The following is a 20,399-nucleotide window of genomic DNA, read 5'->3' on the forward strand; positions in this document are numbered from 1 at the left end:
CTCGACAGGGGGACACAGTCATGCCGGGCCCGAAGGCCAGCGGCCCTCTTGCAGGACCGCGAAGAAGATAACGGGGGCGGGCCCTGACGGTCCTTGGGCCGGATCCGTGCAGGTGCTGCTGTGACCCGGACGGTTTCCTGCCGGTTAGGCGGCAGTACCAAAGCCGGTGGTCGGCTCCTTGTGGCGGAGCCGGGGAGACCATGGTGGCCGCCTGCGTCACAGGCGAAGGACGACCAAGGCGGTGTCGTCGGTGGCACCGGCAGGCGGGATCAGGTCGGCCAGGAGGGCGTCGGACAGAGTTTCGGGGTCGGCTCCCTGGTGGCGGGTGAGGGAGCCGGCAAGCCGAGCCAGACCGCCATCGATGTCCTCGCCGCGGCGTTCGATCAGCCCGTCGGTGTAGAGCACAAGGGTGGCCCCCTCGGTGAACGCAGTCTCGGCCTGGGGGCGGGGTATGTGTTCGAGGCGGGCACCGAGCGGGGGGTCGGTGGCCTGGTCGAGGAAGTCCACGGCCCCGTCGGGGTGCAGCAGGGCCGGCGGAGGGTGGCCGGCGCTGCTGTAGGCAATGGTGCGCTTGGTGCAGTCGATGACGGCCAGGACCGCCGTGGTCGACTCCGCGCCGTCGACCGAGCGGGCGTACAGGCCGAGGACGTCCAGGGCCCGGGCGGGCCCGTCGGCGACGCGGGAAGCGGCGCCGAGGGCACTGCGCAACTGGCCCATGACGCCGGCGGCGGCCAGACCGTGGCCGACGACGTCGCCTACGGCCAGCGCGATGCGGTCGTCAGGCAGCTCGACCAGGTCGTACCAGTCCCCGCACACGTTCAGGGCCCCGGCCGCCGGGAGGTAGCGCGCCGCTGCGCGGTGATGGCTCAGATGCCTGAGGACGGGCAGCATCGCCTCCTGCAGGCGCAGGGCGACTTCACGTTCGCGGGCGTGGGCCTGACGCAGCCGTTCGTTGACCTCCTGCAGCTCCCGGGCCCGGGTGTACAGCTCGGTCTCCAGTTCGCTCGCCCGGCCTCTGCCGCCTCAGCCACTGCGCGTGCGGATCAGCTCGGTGATGTCCTCTTCCCAGTGCAGCAGCAGCGCCACCCGCTCGTCCGGGCCGAAGACGGGCACGCAGACTGCACTCCAGTACCGCTCCTCCCACACCCCGGGCCGGTCCAGAGACTCCACGTCGTAGCGGTGCAGTGTCATGGCGTCACGCTCCCCGGTGGCGGCTACCCACCGCAGGGAATCCTGCAGCTTGCGCATGCCCGTCACCGCGGGGACCTCGGGGTCGTCGGGGAAAGCATCAGACAGGAAACGGCCCACCACCTGGTCACGGGTGCGCCCTAGCATGCGCAGGAACGCCTCATTGACGTCGGCGTACACAAAATCCGTGGTGAACAGGGCCACCGCGCTCGGCAGCGACTGGAAGACCACCTCGTAGTCGATCTCGGATGCGTTCGCCATGCCACCTGCCCGCGACGCTATGTCGATCACGTGCTCTTTCACGATAAGCGCCGGAGCCGCTCCGGGCAGTTCAGCGCCGGGGGCATCACAGCCGCCAGCCCGTCTCCTCGTCGTCCTCGTCGAGCCCGAGCTCGGCCGCGTCCGGGTCGCGCAGCGGGCGCAGGGCGCCGGCCGGGGTAGAGGCGGTGAAGCTGGTGCGGCCGAGCAGGTTGAGGTTTCGGTGCTTGAGCGGGGAGAGCCGGGCGATGTCCTCCTCGGGTATCTCGTGGCCCTCGTCCTTGAGCTGAGCGACGGCGGCGTCGATGTAGCGACTGGTTCAGAGCACGATGGCGTTGAGGACCAGACCGAGCGCGCCGAGTTGGACTTATCCGAACTAGCCCAGCTTGCAGGTCAGTTGGTGTTGAGGCCCGTCTCCACCACGGAAAGCAGTCCGCCAACGTGCATACCGAAGCCCTGGCCGTGGCTCGCGAAGCCGGCCCTGAACCGCAGCCAAGTGACGCTGCCCGCTTCGGCGCACCGTGCCTCCGCCGAGCCAACGACGGTTGGTCGGCTTTGCGGTCAGTCGAGCGCGTCCGCCTTGGCTACGCCCGTGCCACGAAACGGCCGGAGCTGGAGGCCGCCATGAAGCTTGCCGGGAAGATCCGCTTCTCCGGCGCCGCCATGACCCTCTTCATCCACGAGCACAAGCGGCTCGGCGCGGCATCGAACTCGCCGCGCTCGGCGAGGAACTGAAGGCGAGCGAGGTCCGACTGGAGTTCCTCACCGGAGAGCTGAAGGGCTCGCACGACCCGTCCCGCATCGTGTTCACCGCACTCGTGGGCATGTCCGGGTTGGAACGCGAGTACATCCGCGACCGCACCCTCGAAAGCCACGCCTCCGACGGCAGGCGCGGCAAGACCATCGGCGGCGCGGGCGCCACCGACGAGTCCATGCCGTCCTCGGCCCTGCACCTACGCGAAACCAAGTGATGAACCTGAGCGGCATCGCCAAAACGACGCGTCATCTAACCGGCACGAAGAAGGGTCAGCACCCCCTTGCCCGCCACCGTCATGCGGATGCTGCGCGAACACGACGAGCAAGCCGCTACGGCGGAGAGCGCGTGAACACCCCTGCGTTACGGCTGGTGTCTGAGCCGGGACTCCGGGGCCGGACGCGCGAGACCTTGACGTGTGGTCTACACCACTATACGTTCCGGCGCACATGGACATCTGACGTCATAGGTCCGCTGTTGAAGCGCTCGCAGCGCGCGCACCGGACCCGGGAAGGGGATTCCGCTTCATGAAACGTCGATTCACCGGGCTGCTCGCGACCGCCGTTCTGACCGGCTTCGCGGCCGTGCCGACGCAGGCCGATGGACCGTCAGGCTCCAGTCATGCGAGCCGTCTCGTGCAAGAGGACCTGGCAGACCGGGGCAAGGGAGGCTTCCCTCAGTACCGCATCCCCGCGCTCACCACGACCGTCGACGGCACGCTGATCGCCGCGTACGACGGGCGGCCGAACATGGCCGACGTACCCAGCAACATCGCGCTCGTGGTCAGACGGAGCACCGACGGCGGCCGTACCTGGAAGCAGCAGCAGATTGTCCGCCAGGAAGCCTCGCCTCGCGGGTACGGGGACCCCAGCCTGCTCGTGGACCGCGAGACCGGCCGTGTCTTCCTCTTCCACGCGGCCTCCGTCAACCAGGGCTATGCCGGTTCAGGCCCGGGGACCGACCACGACGACCCGGATGTGCTGCACACCGACTACAGCTACTCAGACGACGACGGGCGCACCTGGAAGCACCGCCGGATCACCTCGCAGATCAAGACCCCTGGCTGGGGCGGGGTGTTCGCCGCCTCTGGAGAAGGCATCCAGCTGCGGCACGGCAAGCACGCCGGGCGTCTCATGCAGCAGTACGTCGTCCGCCACAACGGTGGTAACTACGCTGCCAGCGCCTACAGCGACGACCACGGCGAGACCTGGCACATGGGCGAGCTCGTCGGGCCGGGCGCCGACGAGAACAAGACCGTTGAGCTCTCCGACGGCACCGTCATGCTCAACACCCGCTCCGCGCCCTACCGCAAGGTCGCCCTCTCCCGGGACGGCGGTGTCACGTACGACCGGCTCCGACCGGACGCCCAGTTGACCGATCCCGCCAACAACGGCGCCATCATGCGCTTGGCACCCGACGCCCCCGCTTCCGACCCGCGGTCGAAGTGGCTGGTGTTCAGCAACACCGAGGACGACGGGATGCGGCGCAACCTCACGGTCAAGATGTCCTGCGACGACGGAAAGACCTGGCCCATCAAGCGCGTGGTCGAGCCGGGCGCCGCCGGATACTCCACGATCACCGCGCTGCCAGACGACCGTGTCGGCATGCTCTACGAGCGGGCCGGGTACCGCTACATGACGTACGCGGGTTTCGATCGCGAGTGGCTGGGCGGGGTCTGCGCCCCGGTCACCGTCCAGGCACCGGAACAGCTCGCCGCAGGTAAGAGCGCCGACATCTCCGTCACCGTCGCGAATCAGACCCAGAAGACCACCGCACCCGGCACAGTGAGTCTGAAACTCCCGGCGGGCTGGACCTCTCGTGGCACGGCCGCTGTGCCACGGATCGCACCGGGCAAGTCCGCTGAGGTGACGGTGCGGGTGACGGCTCCCAGGACCGCGACCGGCACCGTCCCGGTGAGCGCCGACTACCGAATCGGGAACACCCACTCCTCCGGGGTCGGTTCGGTCCGCGTCACGGCTGACCCGGCGGCCCCCGCACAGCCGTCGCTCTCTGCGCTCCCCACGCTCGACCATTACGACGCGGCAGGCGGCCCGGGAGTCGTCGGCGATGTGATGACGTACTGGACTCGGGTCACCAACACGGGCAACACGACGCTCACGGACGTCACCGTGACCGGCAACATGAGCAACCTGCCCAGTTGCCGCTACTCCAGCCTGGCGGCCGGCCAGTCCTACGTCTGCCGCACGGCCAAGGCCACCGTCACCGACGCCGATGTGGAGCGGGGGCACTTCACTCCCGAGCTCACGCTGAGCGGCGCCGCCCCCGACGGTCGGCGCACCACCGCCGCGGTCTCCGGCGACCGCGTGGACCTGCGATGAAGGGCCCCACCAGCCGGATCGGGCGCCCGCACCGGGCTACGCGCGCTCTGGCCGCGCTGGCCCTCGGCGCGCTGCTCGTCCCTCTCGCCGCGACGTCGCCTTCCCTGGCGGCCGCCGCAGACGCACAGGTCTCGACGCCCCGGACGCACAAGGTCAACCCGGCGCCCGCAGTGCTGCCCAGTCTTCGGGAGTGGCAAGGCGGCCGAGGTGACTGGCGGCTGACCGACGGCACCCGGATTCTCGTCAGCCGGGCGGAGGCCGGTGAACTGAAGGAGACCGCACGGACCTTCGCCACCGATCTGTCCGCCCTGTCGGGACGCACGATCCCCGTGGCGACAGGGTCCGCTCGTCGGGGGGACGTGGTCCTCACTGCTCGCTCGAACGACCGTGGCCTCGGCACGGAAGGCTACCGGCTGACGTCGTCGGCCTCCCTGACCATCGAGGCCCCCACCCGAACCGGCGTCTTCTACGGCACGCAGACGGTGCAGCAGATCCTGAAGACCGACCCTGAGCGCACCCGTATCGCCAAGGGCACGGCCCGGGACTGGCCGCGCATGGGGCAGCGCGCCCAGATGCTCGACGTGGGTCGCAAGTACTACCCCATGACCTACCTCAAGTCGCAGATACGACAGATGGCCTGGCAGAAGCTCAACACCTTCCATCTGCATCTGACCGACTGGCGCGGCTTCCGCATCCAGACGGAGAGGTTTCCCGGACTCGCCGCGAAGGAGTCGTACTCGGCCGCCGACCTGCGGGAGTTGCAGGACTACGCCCGCCGCTACCACGTCGAGATCATCCCGGAGGTCGACCTTCCGGGGCACGCCACCCCGATCACGGCTTACGACCCGAAACTGCGCTTCTCCTGCGAGTCGATGGACAAGGCGCAGTGGCCGGGCGGCGAATTGGGCGGCTGGACCCTCGACATCACCAAGGAACACACCCGCCGCTTCGTCCACGACCTGCTCGACGAGATCATTCCGATGTTCGACAGCCGGACGTTCCACGTCGGCGGCGACGAGATCGGTTACGACGACGCGAAGAACGCCTGCCCTGAGCTGGTCGCCTACCAGAAGGAACGCGACTTCGCCTATGCCGGCGACGTGTTCGTGGACTTCCTCAACACGCTCAACCGCCAGGTCCGCAGCCACGGCAAGACGACCGAGGCGTGGGAGTGGTGGAACGTCTACGGGCAGAAGAGCAGTATCGCCCCGGACAAGAACATCGTGATCGACACCTGGGTCAGCGACGATCCCTCTGCCCTCGCCGAGCAGGGGTACCGAGTGGTCGCAACCCCGGAGCAGCGCCTCTACGTCTCCCCCGGCTTCGGGCGGAAACCCGGCGACTACGGGTACGTCGATGTGCAGTCGCTCTACGAGGACTACACGTTCCCCATGCCCGACAACGTCAGCGGATACAAGGTCGCCCGCTGGTCCGACAAAGCCGAGGAGCAGAGCCCCGAGTGGTTCGACTTCTTCGCCCGGCGCCCGCTCCAAGTCCTCGCAGAACGCAGCTGGGGCGGTCCTCGTTCGGCCACGGTGTGGGAGTTCTTCGCACGGGCCGACGCCATCGGGGGCCCGTCCCCGCACGAGCCGACCGCGCTGCCCAAGGCGCGTATGCGAGTGACATCTGTGGACAGTGAGGAGACTTCCGCGGAGTCAGGTGCTGCGGCCAACGTGCTCGACGACAACCCGTACACGCACTGGCACACGGCCTACTCCCCCACACCCGCCGAACCGCCGCACGAGGTCACCGTGGACACCGGCGGCCGGCATCCCCTCGCCGGGTTCCGCTACCTCCCGCGGCAGGACGGCGGCGCCAACGGCCGGGTGCGCGACTACGAGTTCAGCGTGAGTGACGACGGGCAGACCTGGCGCACGGTCGCCACCGGGAGCTTCACCGACGACCAGACCGAGAAGGAGGTCACCTTCAAGGCGACGACCGCCCGGCACATTCGCTTCCGCGCGCTGTCGGCTACGAACAACGGCCCGTTCACCAGCGCGGCCGAACTCACCGTGCTCCGAGCACCGGCCGTGCCCGAAGGCAAGCGCACTCCCTGACCCGGACTGACGCGCTCATCCTCTCCCGCCCTCCAGTGCCCGCTCACGCAAGCGAGCACTGGAGGGCGGGATCCCCACCACCCGACGAAAGAGGAATCCGTTGCGAAGACGATCAGTTCTGGTGGCGGCAGGCGCACTGCTGTCGTCCACGGCGGTCACCGGCCGCGCGGTCGCCGCCACGGCAGCGACGCCTGTGCTGGACCACCAGAGCGAGACGGCGTACAACGGGCAGACGTACACCGACTTGTCCGCCAGGGCGGGAGCTGTCAAAGACCTGAGCGCCGGGACCATCCTCGTAACTTTCAAAACGACGAATCGCGCGCAGGCGATGACGCTGCTCAGCGCGTCGGATCCGACGAACACCGCGAGCAACATCACGTTGAGCATCAGCGACGGTGCGCTGCAGTTCTCCGCCCGGAACAAGGGAGTTCTCCAGCAGAACCACATGACCCGCACCCTGTACGACGACGGCCAGTGGCACACGGCGGCCGTCGCCGTCTCGGGCGGCAGGACGACCTTCTACGCCGACGGCCGCCCCGTCCACTCCGTGGCGCCCGGCACCTTCTTCTCCAAGATATCCGGCCTCACCTCGCTCAACATCGCCCGGAACGTCGACAGCGACCACCCGGGCGGCGAGTGGTTCTTCACCGGCAGCATCCGGCGTGTCGCCGTGTACGACCAGGCCCTGACCGAGCGGCAGATGGCCACCCAGAGCGTCCGGGTCGATGTAGCGGACTTCGGGAGGATCTCGGCGATCCTCAACTCCGACACCCCCGCCACGTGGGTGGTCACAGGCGACAGCATCACTCACGGCGCGCTGTGGACCCAAGGCTGGCGCAGCTACGTCGAGCACTTCCAGGAGCGCGTCCGGTGGGAGCTGGGCAAGCCCAAGAACAGCGACTTCGTCATCGACACCGGGGTCAGCGGCAGCACCACGAGCGACCTCACCGCCAAGTTCGCGGATCGGGTCTCCGCTTTCTCCCCCCGCGTGGTCTCCGTCATGCTGGGCACGAACGACGTCGCCACCACCGGCATTGGGGTGGCCGAGTACCGGGCGAATCTCCTCAAACTGATCTCGTCGATCCGCGCGTTGCCGGGACCGGCCATCCCACTGCTCCAGACACCCAATCCGGTCAACACCGGAACATGGCCCGGGCGCGCGGCTCTCGCCGACTGTGCCCAGACCATGCGCGACGTCGCGAAGCAACAAGACGTGGTGCTGATCGACCACTTCGCCCACTGGACCAACGAATACGGCAGTACACCACCGGCCCGCCTCCTGGGAGACGGGCTGCACCCCAACGAGCGTGGTCATCTGCTGATGGCCCACACCATGATCAAGGGGCTGCGCGTCTTCGATCCCACGAGCCGCGTCGGGTCTCTGACCATTCCCTAAGGGCTGTCTCGCGACTCTGAAGCCGCTGGATACGCGTGCGCCGGCCGTCGCTTCACCATTGATGCGCGTGGGTTGTAAATCTGCCTACACCAGGCGGTGTTGGGCGTGTGGCAGGGTCTGCAGGGGGCGTCGAAGAGCGGGAGGACCATTAGCTGGCTGTGGCGCCATGCGAGGGGTGGACACGCCCGTGCCTCATCCGTTCACCGGACAGGGCTTCACCCACTTACCAGCCCGAGTGGTGGGCCGGTCATATCTGGCTGGCGGTAACCGTGTCGCCGCTGCGTTCATCACAAGCTGACAACAGGTCAGCTGCCGCAGCCTGCGACGGAAGGATCCTTCATGCGTACTGCACGCACCCTCCTCGCCGCTGCCACCGTCACAGCGGCCCTCGCCATCGCAGCCCCTGGGGCGTACGCCTCCAGCACTTCCAGCGCTGGCAACGGGGACAAGGACGACCACTCCTACAGCCGCGACCACGACAAGAAGGACCACGAGGACAAGCCCAAGGGTGGTATGCACACGGGCGGTGGCGGTCTGTCCTCCTCCGGCGTGACGACGGCCGGCGGACTGGCGCTCCTGGGAGGGTTGGGCGCGGGAATGTTCATGCTGCGCCGGCGCACCGGCCGCGACGCTGCCTGACCCTGAGGTCCGGCGTGTCACAGCGTGCGGGTGGGCGGCTCGCGGAGGAGCTGCGGCCGCACGCTGGAGGCGCCGGACCCAGGTGGGTGTCCTCCTTTCCCCTTTCGCTGGCTGAGGTGCTGCGGCATGAAGATCCGTTCAGTGGCCGACTCGGGACAGCCCGAACTGGCCGGTACGCGACTGTCCCGTCTGCCGGCGTGGTTCGCGCCCGTTGTGCTGGTCGTCGTCGCGTTCGGCTGGACCGGCACAGCGTGGGCTCCCTCGCCGCCCGCCCCGGCGCCCGCAGCAAGCCCGCGCCCACCGTCCACGCCCGCGGCCACTCCCAGCAGCACGGCTGCCAGCCCTGCACTGCCTCGCTCGGCGCCCACACGTCTGCTCATCCCCACCATCGATGTGGACGCCCCCTTCACCGAACTGGCCATCGGCCCCTCCGGGCGCCTGAACGCCCCACCGGCTGACGACACGAACCTGGCCGGCTGGTTCGCTGCCGGCCCCTCCCCGGGCGAGCGCGGCACCGCAATCGTCGCCGGCCACCTCGACACCACCACCAAGCCCGCCGTCTTCGCCCGCCTCAGCACGCTGGACCCGGGCGACGAGATCGCCATCAAGCGCGAAGACGGCACCACCGCCACGTTCCTCGTCGACAACGTCGACAACGTCGACAACTTCCCCCGCGACGACTTCCCCGACGACCGGGTGTACGCCGACACCCTCGACCCCCAACTACGCCTGATCACCTGCGGCGGCAGCTACGACCACAGCAACAAGCAGTACACAGAAAACACCGTCGTCTTCGCCCACCTCAAAACCCCTGCACCCAGGAATGAATGATCGGGACGACCACGGGCGATGGGTCCGGCTCAACCCGCCGCGCCGGGCCTGATCCACCACGCCGACGCATTGTTCGCAGGCTGAGGGCAGGCAAGGGCCGAGGTGGCGGCCTACGGGAACGAGGAGCGGGGAGGCTGTGGATTACAGGGGTGGTGGCCACAGCCATATCGGCGGTCAGCAATTGCTGACGGCGGCAGGCGCGATGGCCGGGTTCACACCACGAACCGCGAATGCCGCGGTGGGCTGATCCGCATTGGTCGCCCTGATTGCACACGGCTTCGTGCTCGCGCTGTGCCGCGCTGGTACGGCGGTTCGTCGCCTGTGTGCAACGTGGCAGCGAGAATCACCCCCGTGGTTGCCCGCGGGCTCGCCGCATGCGCACGGCGCCAGCCGACTTGGCCTCCCTCCGGACGGGCATCAGATTCTGTCGGACCGTGAGCGCCATGATGTGGACACCTGCGACGCCGACTGCCTGGTGAATACCGATTCCGTGTGGGCCGGGCAGTCGTTGCGGCTACCGGGCAGCGGATCCCCGATAGACACCACCGGGCTGCGTTGGCATCGATGACGACCTGCAGATTCGTCGATTAGCGATAGTTCTTGCTCGAAGCTGCGATGTTCCTGTCCCGGGTGGGTACCAGTGTGCCGTCCACGATGTACACGGCGTCTCCCGTCTCCAGCGGGCCAGGGAGATCGCCAGATGGTCCAGGATCCGGTCCGCGGCCGACCTCGACATCCCGAACAGTGGCGCCCCTTGGCGCAATGTCAAGTTGGTGTGCCAGTACGTAGCCACCAACAACCCTCGGTCTTCCAGCGGCAATCGCCGCGGCCGGCCCCGCTGGATGTCACCACTCCGAACTGTGCCGGGCACCGGCGAACGGCTCAATCCACATCGGACCATCTCCCAACATCACCCCACCCATGACCAGACAACGCCTCAACTCACGAACGGGATTGGGACCTGAGGCGCGCTCCCAGAACGGCCTCTGAGCTGCAGCGGGGTCAGTGGTAGTTGGCCGTTGTAGGTCGTCGCCGATCCTGTCGGACGGCCCACCGACGGCCCCAGGCAAGTCGAGAAGCCCGAGTTGGTAGCATCGGCCCGCCCGGAGCTGTCACACTCGCGATGAGAATCGCCGAGCGACCACCGGGGGGCGGCATGACGGCTGGCGGGTTTCTGGGATTTCTAGTGCTGGCGCTAATCGTCGGATTCGTTGTGTTCATTCTCGTCACCACCAAGGATTTACCCCCCGCTCCTCGGCCTCCTCAGCGCCCCAAGGGCATGAGTAAGCAGGTGTGGAACCGGCAGCAGAAGGATTGGCGGGAGTACAAACGGAAGCACGGCGTCGACCGAAGTGGCGGCGCCGGGTACAGCGGGGGTACCGGCGAGAGTTGCGGCGAGGGCGGCGGCGACTGAGGGAGTTGAACCGCCAACTCCCCTTGAGCACCGCAGCTTTTGAAAATCCGCGCCTCACCGCGCCTCAGTGCAGGTAGAGGCGTTGCCGGAGTAAGACCGTGTCCCACATGGTCAGTTCGAGGAAGCGTTTGTAGCAGCAGAGCGCGGCTGCAAGTCCGAGAACACCCAGGTAGTTGCCCGGTTTCCGCTCATAGCGGTGGTTGAGTCTGCAGTAGCCGGTCAGCGAGGACACGGTGCGTTCGGTGACCCACCTACGGCGGCAGAGTCGTTCGCTGGAGTCGATACCTTGCGGCCGGTGCCGAGCGCGGAGCCCATCCCGATCATGGTGGTCCGCCGGTGCGCGAGGGAGCGGACCAGACTCCCACTGCCACCGACGCAAGCCCCACCGTCAGTCCAGCAAGACGCCGCCGCGCCCCAGGCGGCTTCAGCGGCACTGTCGCGCCCGGGCAGGACCTGGCGCAGATACCGCTGCCCGCACGACAGCAATGAGCACCAAGCCGATAACAGCAGGGCCGAGCCGAGTCCACAGACCGGGCCGCACCCGGGACATGCGCGGAAGCCCCGGCTGCCTTACCGCCCGGCAGTAGATCTGCACCGACAACAAGAACTCACCCAATCAACCTGCAAAGCACCCACCAAGATCCCAGGCCACGCCACGGCAGCAGCACCGAGCGCAGGAACAGGTACGCCCTACACGGCACTTGAAGCGGCCCGGCCGGAAGATCACCCAGTCAACCGGAGAAGCCCCAGTCCGCAGGCACACTCCCTACCTAGATCCACTGACCGACCACACTTGACCCACAGGTTGACGCTGTCTGAGGCGATCAGCCACGGCATCGTCGCCCTCTACCAGGTGGCGTGCGTCGACAATCGCGACCCCGTCCAGGCAGCGCGCCCCCTCTCCAACTGCTGTGCCCGCGGCGGCAGTTGGGCAGCACCGGTCAAGAGCAGGGATGGTCCTGGCGGGGGCCTGGACGCGTTGCACGGTGACATAGGAGGCAGAGGCGTTACCTCACACCCCCGCTTGTTGCACTGCAAGCAACTACGGTGCCTCATGCGCAGCAGTCCTTGCCATTTCTCTTGACAGCCTGAACCTGCATTCCCATAGTGGCTCCCATTGTTGCTTGTCGCGCAACATTGATGCATGGGAGCGAGGTTCCATGAGCAACTCCACCGTCCCGCCGGACACCGGCACGGGGACCGACACCGGGACGCGTCGTCGGGTGGTCGCCGCCAGTTTCATCGGTAACTTCGTCGAGTGGTTCGACTACGCCGCGTACGGCTACCTGGCGGCGACCATCTCGACGGTCTTCTTTCCGGCCACCGACCGCACCACTGCCCTCCTCGCGACGTTCAGCGTGTTCGCCCTCTCGTTCCTCGTGCGGCCGCTCGGCGGGTTCGTGTGGGGGCACATCGGCGACCGGGTCGGGCGGCGCAGCGCGCTCTCGCTGTCCATCGTGATCATGTCCGTGGCGACCTTCTGCATCGCCCTGCTGCCCAGCTATGAGGCCGTCGGGCTGCTCGCGCCGCTACTGCTGCTCGCTGTACGGATCGTGCAGGGCTTCTCGGCCTCCGGCGAGTACGCGGGCGCCTCCGCCTTCCTCGTGGAGTACGCGCCCGAGGGCCGACGCGGGCTCTACGCCTCCGTCGTCCCGGCCAGCACCGCGACGGGACTGCTGCTCGGTTCGCTGCTCGCGGCGCTACTCACCGATCTGCTGTCCGCAGAGCAGATGCAGAGCTGGGGCTGGCGGCTGCCGTTCCTCCTGGCCGCGCCCATGGGCCTGATCGGCCGGTACATCCGGCTGCGTCTGGAGGACACCCCGGCGTTCCGCGCCCTTGAGGGGCAGCAGGAGGTCACCCGGACGCCGGCCAGGGAGATGCTGCGGACCAACCGGCGCCCGCTGTTGCTCGCGATGGGGGCCACCGTGCTGAACGCGGTCGCCTTCTACATGCTGCTCAGCTACATGCCGACGTACCTCTCGGAGGAGCTCGGCGTCGACGCCACCGCGTCGTTCCTCGCCACCACCGTCGCGCTCACGGTCTACATCGTCTTCGTCTTCTGCACCGGCCTTGCCTCGGACCGGTTCGGCCGGAAGAAGCTGCTGATCGGCGCCTCCGTCCTGTTCGCCCTGGGGACCGTGCCGGCGTTCCTGCTGCTGGACGGGGCCGGGCTGCTGACCGTCATCGCGGTCCAGGTGTTGCTCGGCGGCATGCTCGCGCTCAACGACGGCACCCTTCCCAGCTTCCTCGCCGAGCAGTTCCCGACCCGGGTCCGCTACAGCGGCTTCGCCATCAGCTTCAACCTGGCCAATGCGACGTTCGGCGGTACTGCGGCCTTCGTCGGCACGCTGCTCATCTCCTGGACCGGCAGCCCGCTCGCACCGGCCTGGTATCTGGCCGCCGCGGCACTGGTCTCCCTCGCGGCCGTACTCGCCGCGCGCGAGACCGCACGTCAGCCGCTCCGCGAGGAATGAGCCCCCGTCTGACCACTCCCCCGCCCCGGCCGGCCCCGGCCGGCGGCATCGCACCACACCGCACCTCAACCACGAGAAGGAGCACCCATGTCCGTCACCGACCTCCAGCGCCTGAAGCTCATCCGCAACGGCGAGAAGGAGCAACTGACCTTCTCCGACGCCGAGATGGAGCGGCGCCTGGCCGGGCTGCGCAAGGTGATGGCCCAGGGTGACATCGACGTCGCCCTGTTCACCTCGTACCAGAACATCAAGTACTACTCCGACTTCCTGTTCACGGCCTTCGGGCGCCCGTACGCGCTGATCGTCACCGCGGACGACCAGATCACGGTCACCGCGAACATCGACGCCGGCATGCCCTGGCGGCGCTGCTACGGGGACAACCTCGTCTACACCGACTGGCAGCGCGACAACTACGTGCACGCCATCCGCGAGACCCTGAAGCAGCGGGCGATCTCCCCCCGCCGCATCGGCGTCGAGCACGACAGCCTGCCGCTGGACCAACTGCGGAAGTTCCAGGACGCCTTCTCCGGCGCCGAGTTCACCGACATCGCGGCGGCGACCATGCGGGAGCGGATGGTCAAGTCGGACGAGGAGATCGCCCTCATCAAGGAGGGCGCACGCATCGGCGACCTCGGCGGCGAGGCGGTGCGCGCGGCGATCACCGAGGGGGTTGCGGAGTACGAGGTGGCGCTCGCGGGCAGCCAGGCGATGATCCGCGAGATCGCCCGCGCGCACCCGCACACCGAGATCCGCGACACCTGGGTGTGGTTCCAGTCGGGCATCAACACCGATGGCGCGCACAACTGGCCGACCACCCGCCCTGTGCGCCGCGGGGACATCCTCAGCCTCAACTGCTTCCCGATGATCTCCGGCTACTACACGGCCCTTGAGCGGACGCTGTTCTACGGCGAGCCGGACGCCCGCTCGCTGCAGCTGTGGGAGATCAACGTCGAGGTGCACCGCCGCGGCCTGGAGCTGATCAAGCCCGGCATCAGCTGCGCCGAGATCGCCCGCGCCCTCAACGAGATCTACGTCGGCCACGGCCTGCTGCCCAACCGCACCTTCGGCTACGGCCACTCCTTCGGCGTGCTGTCCCACTACTACGGCCGCGAGGCGGGCCTGGAACTCCGCGAGGACATCGACACCGTCCTGGAGCCCGGCATGGTGGTGTCCATGGAGCCGATGCTGATGGTGCCCGAGGGCGAGCCCGGCGCGGGCGGGTACCGCGAGCACGACATCCTCGTCGTCGGCGAGGCCGGCGCCGAGAACATCACCAAGTTCCCGTTCGGCCCGGAGCACAACATCCTGGGCGCCTGACGCCCGATCGGCGACAGTGAGCGCGCGGTGCCGCATCGTCCCGAGCGGGACGGTGCGGCATCGCGCGTACGACCATGCGGCAGGATGGGCGCACCATGGCAGACACTCACACGGACAAGACGACCGACGGCGCGGGCGAGAACCGCGGCATCTCCGTGCTCCACAACGGCATCTCCGTACTGCTCAGCTTCAGCGCTGACGAGCCGCTGCTCGGCGTCACCGAGATCGCCGCACGGGTCGGCCTGCACAAGAGCACCGTCTCCCGCATCCTCGCCACCCTGGAGCTCGACGGGCTCGTCGAACGGGACCCGGAGACCCGGCGCTTCCGCCTCGGCCTCGGCGTCATCGCCATGGCAGGACCGCTCCTGGCCGACCTCGACGTACGACGCGTCGCGTACCCGGTGCTGCGCGAGCTGAGCCGCCGTACCGGCGAGACCTCGGCTCTGATGCTGTGGAACGGGTCGGAGGCAGTCTGCGTCGAGCAGGTGCCCAGCCACCACGAGGTCAAGCACACCACCCCGCTCGGCACCCGCTACACCACCGCGGCCAGCTCGTCCGTCCAGGTCTTCCTCGCCCAACTGCCCACCCCCGCCGTGCGAGCCCTGCTGACCGGCGGCGCCCTGGTCCTCCCGGTCACGGACGACGCGGCGCTCGACGCGTACCTGGCGCGGCTCGACGAGGTGCGCGAGCGGGGGTACGCCGCCAACTACGGGGAGACCTCGCTGCAGGAGGTCGGCGTGGCCGCGCCGGTCTTCGACCACCGGGGCGACGTGGCCGCCACGTTGCTCATCTCGGCGCCGCGCTTCCGGGTCTCCCCCGACCAGCTGCCGATCCTCGGCGAGGCCGCGCGCGAGGCGGCGGACCAGGTGACGCAGCGGTTGGGCGGGCACCGGCCAGGACACGACACGTAACTGCCGGCCCCTACGGCGCGGCGCAACTCCCGTACTGCCCTGCGCGGTACGGGAGTTGCCTGCCGAGGAGAGGGAACGTCAGCCGGCGGTCGGGCCCGTCGGCCGCGGCGCGTACTTCTCGGGTGCCTCGATGCGCTCGATGCGCCGGATCTCGGTGACCGTGCTCGCCGTGTGGGCAGCGATCTCGGCAAGTGTGGTGACCCACATGCCGTCCAGGGCGCGGACATCGGAGATCAGCCGTTCCAGGGCGGCGGCCCGGGCCGGCCGGCCGGAGAGGAACGGGTGGTTGGTGAGGACGAAGCAGCCGCCCTCGGCGTGCTGCGCCTCCGCTTCGAGCAGCCACATCTCGTGTGCCTTGCTCGGGCTCTCGATCACGCCGCTGCCGGTCCAGCCCGGGAAGAACGCGTACTGCTCCCAGTCGTCGAGGCTCCAGTCGACGGGTATCTCGACCAGGTCGCCGGGCTCGGCGCGGCCGTGCAGACGGTAGGGGACGTCGCCGTCGAGGAGGCTGGAGTCGTAGGCGAAGCCGCGCTCGATGAGCAGGTCCGGGGTGTGCCAGTTCATCTCCCACCAGGGAGCCCGGTAGCCGACCGGGCGTGCGCCGGCCCGGTCCAGGGCCTCCAGGCCGCGGTCCAGGTAGTCCGCCTCTGTCCCCGCGTCTATGCCGCGCATCGGCTCGTGGAGGTAGCCGTGGTGTGCGACTTCGTGGCCGTCGTCGACGATCGTGCGCACCAAGTCGGGGTACGTGTCGGCAGTGAAGCCCGGGACGAAGAAGGTGGCCCGCACATCTAGGCGCCGCAGCAGCCGCAGCAGCCGGGGGACGCCCACGCGCGGCCCGTACGCCTGATGGGACATCAGGGACATCCGAGAGGAAGCCGCCGGGTCGTGAGCGAGGACGCAGGACTCGGCGTCCACGTCGAAGGTGAACGCGGCGGCTGCGCGGCGGCCCTCAGGCCAGGGGAAGTTCATCGTCGAGCCTTTCCGGTACGGGGGAGGCGGGACGGTCGGAGGCAGCAGGATTCGGAGGTGGGGTCGGGGTGCGGCGGGCGGCGCGTGGGCCGAGTACGGCGTAGACGCCCGCACTGGTGAGGCCGCCGGCCAGCCAGGACAGGTCGACGCCGCCGAGGGCGACGGCGGCCGGACCCTGGAACGGTGGGATCAGCCCGTACATGAAGAGCCAGGTGGCGAAGACACCGGCGGCGAAAGCGGCGAGGCCCGCCCAGTTCACGTCGGGCAGCCGACGGGTGCCGACGGGGTCGAAGAGGCGCTCGACACCCGCCGTGCCGCGGTCGATGCGACCGTAGTGGACGAGCATGATGCCGCCCCAGGAGGAGACCCAGGCGACCAGGCCGACCAACCAGGTGTCGAGAACGGCGGCGAAGTCGGACTGGTACACGAAGAAGACCACGACGCCCATGGAGAGGACCCCGACGACGCTGCTCAGAGTGCGCCGGTGCACCTTGATGTCGAGGGCCTGGGCGGCGACGGTGAAGGTGTAGATGTTGAGGATGTTGGTGGCGATCGGCCCGTGCAGGACGAGCAGCAGCACGGGTACGGCCAGGGCGCCGAAGTTCTCCACGATCAGCCGCCCGGGGTCGACGTCGCCGTTCTTGGTGGCGAGCGTCGCGCCGAGGACGCCGAGCCAGACGACGGGCACGAACTGGCCGAGCGTGCTGGCCAGATAGAGCTTGCGCCGGGGCATGCTGTGGCTGACGAAGCGCGAGTAGTCGGCGGCGTACGTGAACCAGGTGATGCCCCAGCCGATGCCGATGGCGGTCATCACGGCCGTCATGGCGGCGAACCGGTCCGGGCCGGTGAGCACCTGGCCGGGCGGTCCCGCGTACGACCAGTCGATGTCGAGGAAGAACCACGCGGCCACCGACATCGCCACCAGGACCACGATGGTGGGCGGCACGGTCCAGCGTTCGAAGGCGGATATCGCGCGGTAGCCGACCCAGGAGATAACCACCTGGATCCCCATGATCAGAGCGGCCACCCCCAGCTTCCAGGCGTGGTTGGCCTGCAGCGGGTCGACCAGGCCGAGGCGGCCGAGCAGTGCCATGACCAGGTCGAGGATGATCCAGGTGTTGACCGAGCACCAGCCGACGGCGAGCAGCGCCTGGATGGCGGCGGGCAGATAGTTGCCGCGGCGCCCGAAGGCCGCCCGGCCGAGGACCATGCCGGTCACGCCGGTGCGCTGCCCCAGGAGGACGAACACCCCGAAGAACGCCATGCCGATGAGGTTGCCGACGACCAGCACGAGCAGCGTGTCTGCGAGGCCCAGGCCGAGATGCACGCCGAGTGCGCCGAGGACCCAGTTGATGGGCGCGATGTTCGCCCCGCACCAGATCCAGAACTGCCCGGAGACGCTGGCGGTCCGCGCGCTCTCCGGTACGGGCTGCAGCGTGCCCTCGATGTCATGGGCGGACGGCTGAGGAGATGGGGACTGCTGAGGGGGTGGGGACTCTGGCATCGGTTGACTCCCAACGGGGCTGGCTCCTGGCACAGGGCCGGGCGGCACGGCCGGGTCGCCCTGCTTGCCGGTCATCCTGGTGTCGTGCGTCACACAGGCCAACGCACGATCTGTCGCACAGACGGCGGGAAGTGCTACACAAACCGTCATGCGGATGACGGTGTCGCGAGTCCTAGCCCATCCCAGCCTCGCTCCGGCCAGGCCTCGGATCCTCACGGGTTCGGAAGGTCTGGAGCGGGCCGTGCGCTGGATCCACTCCAGCGAGGTCCTCACCATCGCGCCGCTGCTGCGCGGGGGCGAGCTGCTGCTCACCGGCGGCACCACGCTGGCGCATGCGAGCGCTGACCAACTGCGGTCCTACGCGAGGGGTCTGGCGGAGCGCGCAGTGGCGGGCGTCGCGATCGAGACCGGCGGGGAGCTGTCCGCCGTACCGCCGGCGCTGCTCGCCGAGGCGTCCGCCCTCGGCTTCCCGGTGGTCGAGCTGCGGCGGGTCGTCCCCTTCGTGGAGGTCGCCGAGGTGATCAACGCGAGCCTGGTGGACGACTCCGTGGTGCGGCTGCGGTCAGCGGGCGTGCTGTCCCACGCGATGTCCGGGAGCCTCGCCGACGGCGGTGGTGTACAGGAGGTCCTGGACACGCTCGTACGGCATGTCGTGGCCGGGGCGGCGCTGTTCGACGCCGTCGGCCGGGTGATCGCGACGAGCAGCCCCGAGGGTCGGCCGGAGCTCGAACTGTCGGGATGCGAAGGCGGTATGGAGGCGCCGCTGGCGATCCGCGGGGTGCCCACAGCCACGCTCGTGCTCTACCCGGACGCCGAGGCCGATGTCGCTCTGCTCGAACTGGCTCAGGACCGGGCGGTGGAGGCGCTGCAGCTGGCGCTGCTGCGCACCCGGCCGCCCGGCACACAGGAGCTGGCTGCGAGCGAACTGGTCCGGCTTGCCGCAGGCAGCAGTGCCCATCCGCAGCGCATCCGCCGCCTCGGCGCTTCACTCGGCTTCCCGCCTGACGCCCCGGTGGTGGCGGTCGCGGTGCAGGCGGCTCGGACCCCGGCCGCGCTCCGAGGCCTGGACTCCGTACTCGCCCGGCACGGGCGGATCGCGGTCGACATGCCGTCCCCGCTCGCCGTGCACGCGCTGATCTCGTTGCGTGCCTCGCAACGGGCCGCAAGCGGGGTCCGGCCCCGCCTGATTGCGGCGCTCTCCGAGTGGTGCACCGACGACCGTACGGCGGTCGCGATCGGTCCCGTACTGCCCGAACTGGCCGACGCCGCAGCCTCGTTGCGGGCGGCAACGGAGTGTCTGCCACGTCCAGGCTGCGCGTTCTCGGGCGGCGTCGCCGACGCGACCGAGCGGGGCGTTGAGCGGATCCTGCTCGACGACGACGCGTTCCGCGCCTCGGCGGAGCAGCTCGTACGCGAACAGCTGGGGCTGCTGCTCACCCTGCGCGACGAGGAGCGCGACCTGCTCCTCACCACGCTGAGTTCGTACTTCGACTCCGGCTTCAACAAGACCCGCGCGGCGGCCGACCTGCACCTGCAGCGGCAGTCCCTCTACTCCCGCCTGCAACGCGCCTTCGACCTCCTTGGCGGCGACCCGACGGGGACCCCGCGCGCACTGCCACTCCATCTGGCACTGCGGGCTTGGCGGGAGGTGCTGTGAGCCCGCCACCACTTCGGCGTCCCGGATGCCGGGCGGGCTGATGGACGGGGCCGCGGCCCAAGACCGCGTCACCGACCGGCGAACTCGTCGGCAGACACGGCGAGATGGCGGTTCCGGCGGCCGGCCGCCCGAAACCGACCCGCGGCAGGGCGGCCGCCGCGTAGCCCGGGGGGCCACGGACGCTCGCTGCGGCTCCCTCGCTGCCCCTGTCCCACTATTTGTCGGCCCCCCAGCACCCAACACCTCACCCAGCAGAGTGTCCTGGAGGGCACCGCGGCAAGATCGCAGACTGGGGCCACCCGAAGCACTTGCCCCGCCGCGGCTCATCGGGGCGGCCCCGATCCGGCCGCCCCGTGCCCGGTGCATCATGAACTGCCGCACTGGCGCTGGCAGTTCTGTTCCAAGCCGTCGGCTGACTGCGCACGCCCGGACGAGTTGTCCGATCAGTGAGATGGCGGTGTCCGCGGTGGTGCGAGCATGTGAAGATGACCTCCATGCAGCGCCAGCTCATTATTAGCGGCAGCGTGCCGGCACCGAGATGACCTGGGGGCGATCCCTCCCAGGCGGCTCACCGCCAGCACGCAGACCTCTCGCGTTCCGCGAGGGGTCTTTTTGTTTTCGCCATCAGCACCGACGCAAAGTGGTCCCACAGGGCCCAGCGCACCTGGACAGGAAGCACTCGCCATGGCAC

13 protein-coding genes and 4 pseudogenes are annotated in these 20,399 nt (G+C 69.0%); 11 read left to right on the forward strand and 6 right to left on the reverse strand.

All coding sequences use genetic code 11. The features are described 5' to 3' along the window. Positions 1-216: 216 nt before the first annotated feature. Both QIT00_RS37560 and QIT00_RS38855 read right to left on the reverse strand, forming a co-directional pair. Positions 217-1,449 (reverse strand): annotated as a pseudogene (locus tag QIT00_RS37560) (PP2C family protein-serine/threonine phosphatase). An 85-nt stretch (positions 1,450-1,534) separates the two neighbouring features. Beyond that, positions 1,535-1,810 (reverse strand): annotated as a pseudogene (locus QIT00_RS38855) (Tn3 family transposase); the annotation flags it as partial. Between the two features lie 388 nt (positions 1,811-2,198). On the opposite strand from QIT00_RS38855, the gene QIT00_RS37570 reads away from it, so the two are divergent. The 6 genes from QIT00_RS37570 (at position 2,199) to QIT00_RS37595 (ending at position 9,462) form a co-directional block, all read left to right on the forward strand. Beyond that, on the forward strand, positions 2,199-2,417 hold the full coding sequence (locus tag QIT00_RS37570; RefSeq protein WP_282540008.1) for a hypothetical protein: 219 nt from the start codon (positions 2,199-2,201) through the stop codon (positions 2,415-2,417). 310 nt (positions 2,418-2,727) lie between these two features. Next, positions 2,728-4,539, forward strand: coding sequence for an exo-alpha-sialidase (locus QIT00_RS37575; protein ID WP_282539995.1), 1,812 nt, complete (start codon positions 2,728-2,730; stop codon positions 4,537-4,539). Further along, on the forward strand, positions 4,536-6,596 hold the full coding sequence (locus QIT00_RS37580) for a family 20 glycosylhydrolase (protein ID WP_282539996.1): 2,061 nt from the start codon (positions 4,536-4,538) through the stop codon (positions 6,594-6,596). Before QIT00_RS37575 ends, QIT00_RS37580 begins: the two co-directional genes overlap by 4 nt. Positions 6,597-6,717: 121 nt before the next feature. Continuing rightward, on the forward strand, positions 6,718-7,992 hold the full coding sequence (locus QIT00_RS37585) for a GDSL-type esterase/lipase family protein (protein ID WP_282539997.1): 1,275 nt from the start codon (positions 6,718-6,720) through the stop codon (positions 7,990-7,992). Positions 7,993-8,331: 339 nt separating this feature from the next. Next, positions 8,332-8,631: a hypothetical protein gene (locus QIT00_RS37590; protein WP_282539998.1), complete on the forward strand. Its 300-nt coding sequence runs from the start codon at positions 8,332-8,334 to the stop codon at positions 8,629-8,631. 126 nt (positions 8,632-8,757) lie between these two features. After that, positions 8,758-9,462 carry a class F sortase gene (locus QIT00_RS37595; protein ID WP_282539999.1) on the forward strand — a complete coding sequence of 235 codons (705 nt, stop codon included), beginning with the start codon at positions 8,758-8,760 and terminating at the stop codon, positions 9,460-9,462. Between the two features lie 483 nt (positions 9,463-9,945). Here QIT00_RS37595 and QIT00_RS37600 read toward each other — a convergent pair. Then, a pseudogene (locus QIT00_RS37600) lies at positions 9,946-10,355 on the reverse strand (helix-turn-helix domain-containing protein); the annotation flags it as partial. A 386-nt stretch (positions 10,356-10,741) separates the two neighbouring features. Here QIT00_RS37600 and QIT00_RS37605 point away from each other — a divergent pair. Continuing rightward, positions 10,742-10,876 carry a hypothetical protein gene (locus QIT00_RS37605; RefSeq protein WP_282540000.1) on the forward strand — a complete coding sequence of 45 codons (135 nt, stop codon included), beginning with the start codon at positions 10,742-10,744 and terminating at the stop codon, positions 10,874-10,876. A 64-nt stretch (positions 10,877-10,940) separates the two neighbouring features. On the opposite strand, the pseudogene QIT00_RS37610 reads toward QIT00_RS37605, so the two are convergent. Next, positions 10,941-11,204: pseudogene (locus QIT00_RS37610) on the reverse strand (hypothetical protein); the annotation flags it as partial. Positions 11,205-12,036: 832 nt separating this feature from the next. On the opposite strand from QIT00_RS37610, the gene QIT00_RS37615 reads away from it, so the two are divergent. The 3 genes from QIT00_RS37615 to QIT00_RS37625 all read left to right on the forward strand — a co-directional run bounded on the left by QIT00_RS37615 (position 12,037) and on the right by QIT00_RS37625 (position 15,578). After that, positions 12,037-13,350: an MFS transporter gene (locus tag QIT00_RS37615; RefSeq protein ID WP_282540001.1), complete on the forward strand. Its 1,314-nt coding sequence runs from the start codon at positions 12,037-12,039 to the stop codon at positions 13,348-13,350. An 87-nt stretch (positions 13,351-13,437) separates the two neighbouring features. Further along, positions 13,438-14,667, forward strand: a complete 1,230-nt coding sequence (locus QIT00_RS37620) for an aminopeptidase P family protein (protein ID WP_282540002.1) — start codon at positions 13,438-13,440, stop codon at positions 14,665-14,667. 95 nt (positions 14,668-14,762) lie between these two features. Then, on the forward strand, positions 14,763-15,578 hold the full coding sequence (locus QIT00_RS37625; RefSeq protein WP_282540003.1) for an IclR family transcriptional regulator: 816 nt from the start codon (positions 14,763-14,765) through the stop codon (positions 15,576-15,578). 78 nt (positions 15,579-15,656) lie between these two features. Here the strand turns inward: QIT00_RS37625 and QIT00_RS37630 are convergent, their stop codons facing one another. Beyond that, a complete protein-coding gene (locus QIT00_RS37630; protein WP_282540004.1) occupies positions 15,657-16,547 on the reverse strand; it encodes a polysaccharide deacetylase family protein in 891 nt (296 codons plus the stop codon). Next, a complete protein-coding gene (locus QIT00_RS37635; protein WP_282540005.1) occupies positions 16,528-18,051 on the reverse strand; it encodes a purine-cytosine permease family protein in 1,524 nt (507 codons plus the stop codon). The genes QIT00_RS37630 and QIT00_RS37635 overlap by 20 nt, the downstream gene beginning before the upstream one ends. A 154-nt stretch (positions 18,052-18,205) precedes the next feature. Here QIT00_RS37635 and QIT00_RS37640 point away from each other — a divergent pair, with 154 nt between their 5' ends. After that, on the forward strand, positions 18,206-19,708 hold the full coding sequence (locus tag QIT00_RS37640) for a PucR family transcriptional regulator (RefSeq protein ID WP_282540006.1): 1,503 nt from the start codon (positions 18,206-18,208) through the stop codon (positions 19,706-19,708). Positions 19,709-20,399 lie beyond the last annotated feature (691 nt).

This window comes from Streptomyces luteolus (assembly GCF_029968015.1).
Classification (GTDB): domain Bacteria; phylum Actinomycetota; class Actinomycetes; order Streptomycetales; family Streptomycetaceae; genus Streptomyces; species Streptomyces luteolus.

What these genes read in the sequence shown, in the direction of transcription:
- QIT00_RS37635 (WP_282540005.1), bottom strand. Translation starts at nt 18,051, where the DNA reads ATGCCAGAGTCCCCACCCCCTCAGCAGTCCCCATCTCCTCAGCCGTCC.
- QIT00_RS37590 (WP_282539998.1), top strand. Translation starts at nt 8,332, where the DNA reads ATGCGTACTGCACGCACCCTCCTCGCCGCTGCCACCGTCACAGCGGCC.
- QIT00_RS37640 (WP_282540006.1), top strand. Translation starts at nt 18,206, where the DNA reads ATGACGGTGTCGCGAGTCCTAGCCCATCCCAGCCTCGCTCCGGCCAGG.
- QIT00_RS37630 (WP_282540004.1), bottom strand. Translation starts at nt 16,547, where the DNA reads ATGAACTTCCCCTGGCCTGAGGGCCGCCGCGCAGCCGCCGCGTTCACC.
- QIT00_RS37625 (WP_282540003.1), top strand. Translation starts at nt 14,763, where the DNA reads ATGGCAGACACTCACACGGACAAGACGACCGACGGCGCGGGCGAGAAC.
- QIT00_RS37615 (WP_282540001.1), top strand. Translation starts at nt 12,037, where the DNA reads ATGAGCAACTCCACCGTCCCGCCGGACACCGGCACGGGGACCGACACC.
- QIT00_RS37620 (WP_282540002.1), top strand. Translation starts at nt 13,438, where the DNA reads ATGTCCGTCACCGACCTCCAGCGCCTGAAGCTCATCCGCAACGGCGAG.
- QIT00_RS37580 (WP_282539996.1), top strand. Translation starts at nt 4,536, where the DNA reads ATGAAGGGCCCCACCAGCCGGATCGGGCGCCCGCACCGGGCTACGCGC.
- QIT00_RS37575 (WP_282539995.1), top strand. Translation starts at nt 2,728, where the DNA reads ATGAAACGTCGATTCACCGGGCTGCTCGCGACCGCCGTTCTGACCGGC.
- QIT00_RS37605 (WP_282540000.1), top strand. Translation starts at nt 10,742, where the DNA reads ATGAGTAAGCAGGTGTGGAACCGGCAGCAGAAGGATTGGCGGGAGTAC.
- QIT00_RS37595 (WP_282539999.1), top strand. Translation starts at nt 8,758, where the DNA reads ATGAAGATCCGTTCAGTGGCCGACTCGGGACAGCCCGAACTGGCCGGT.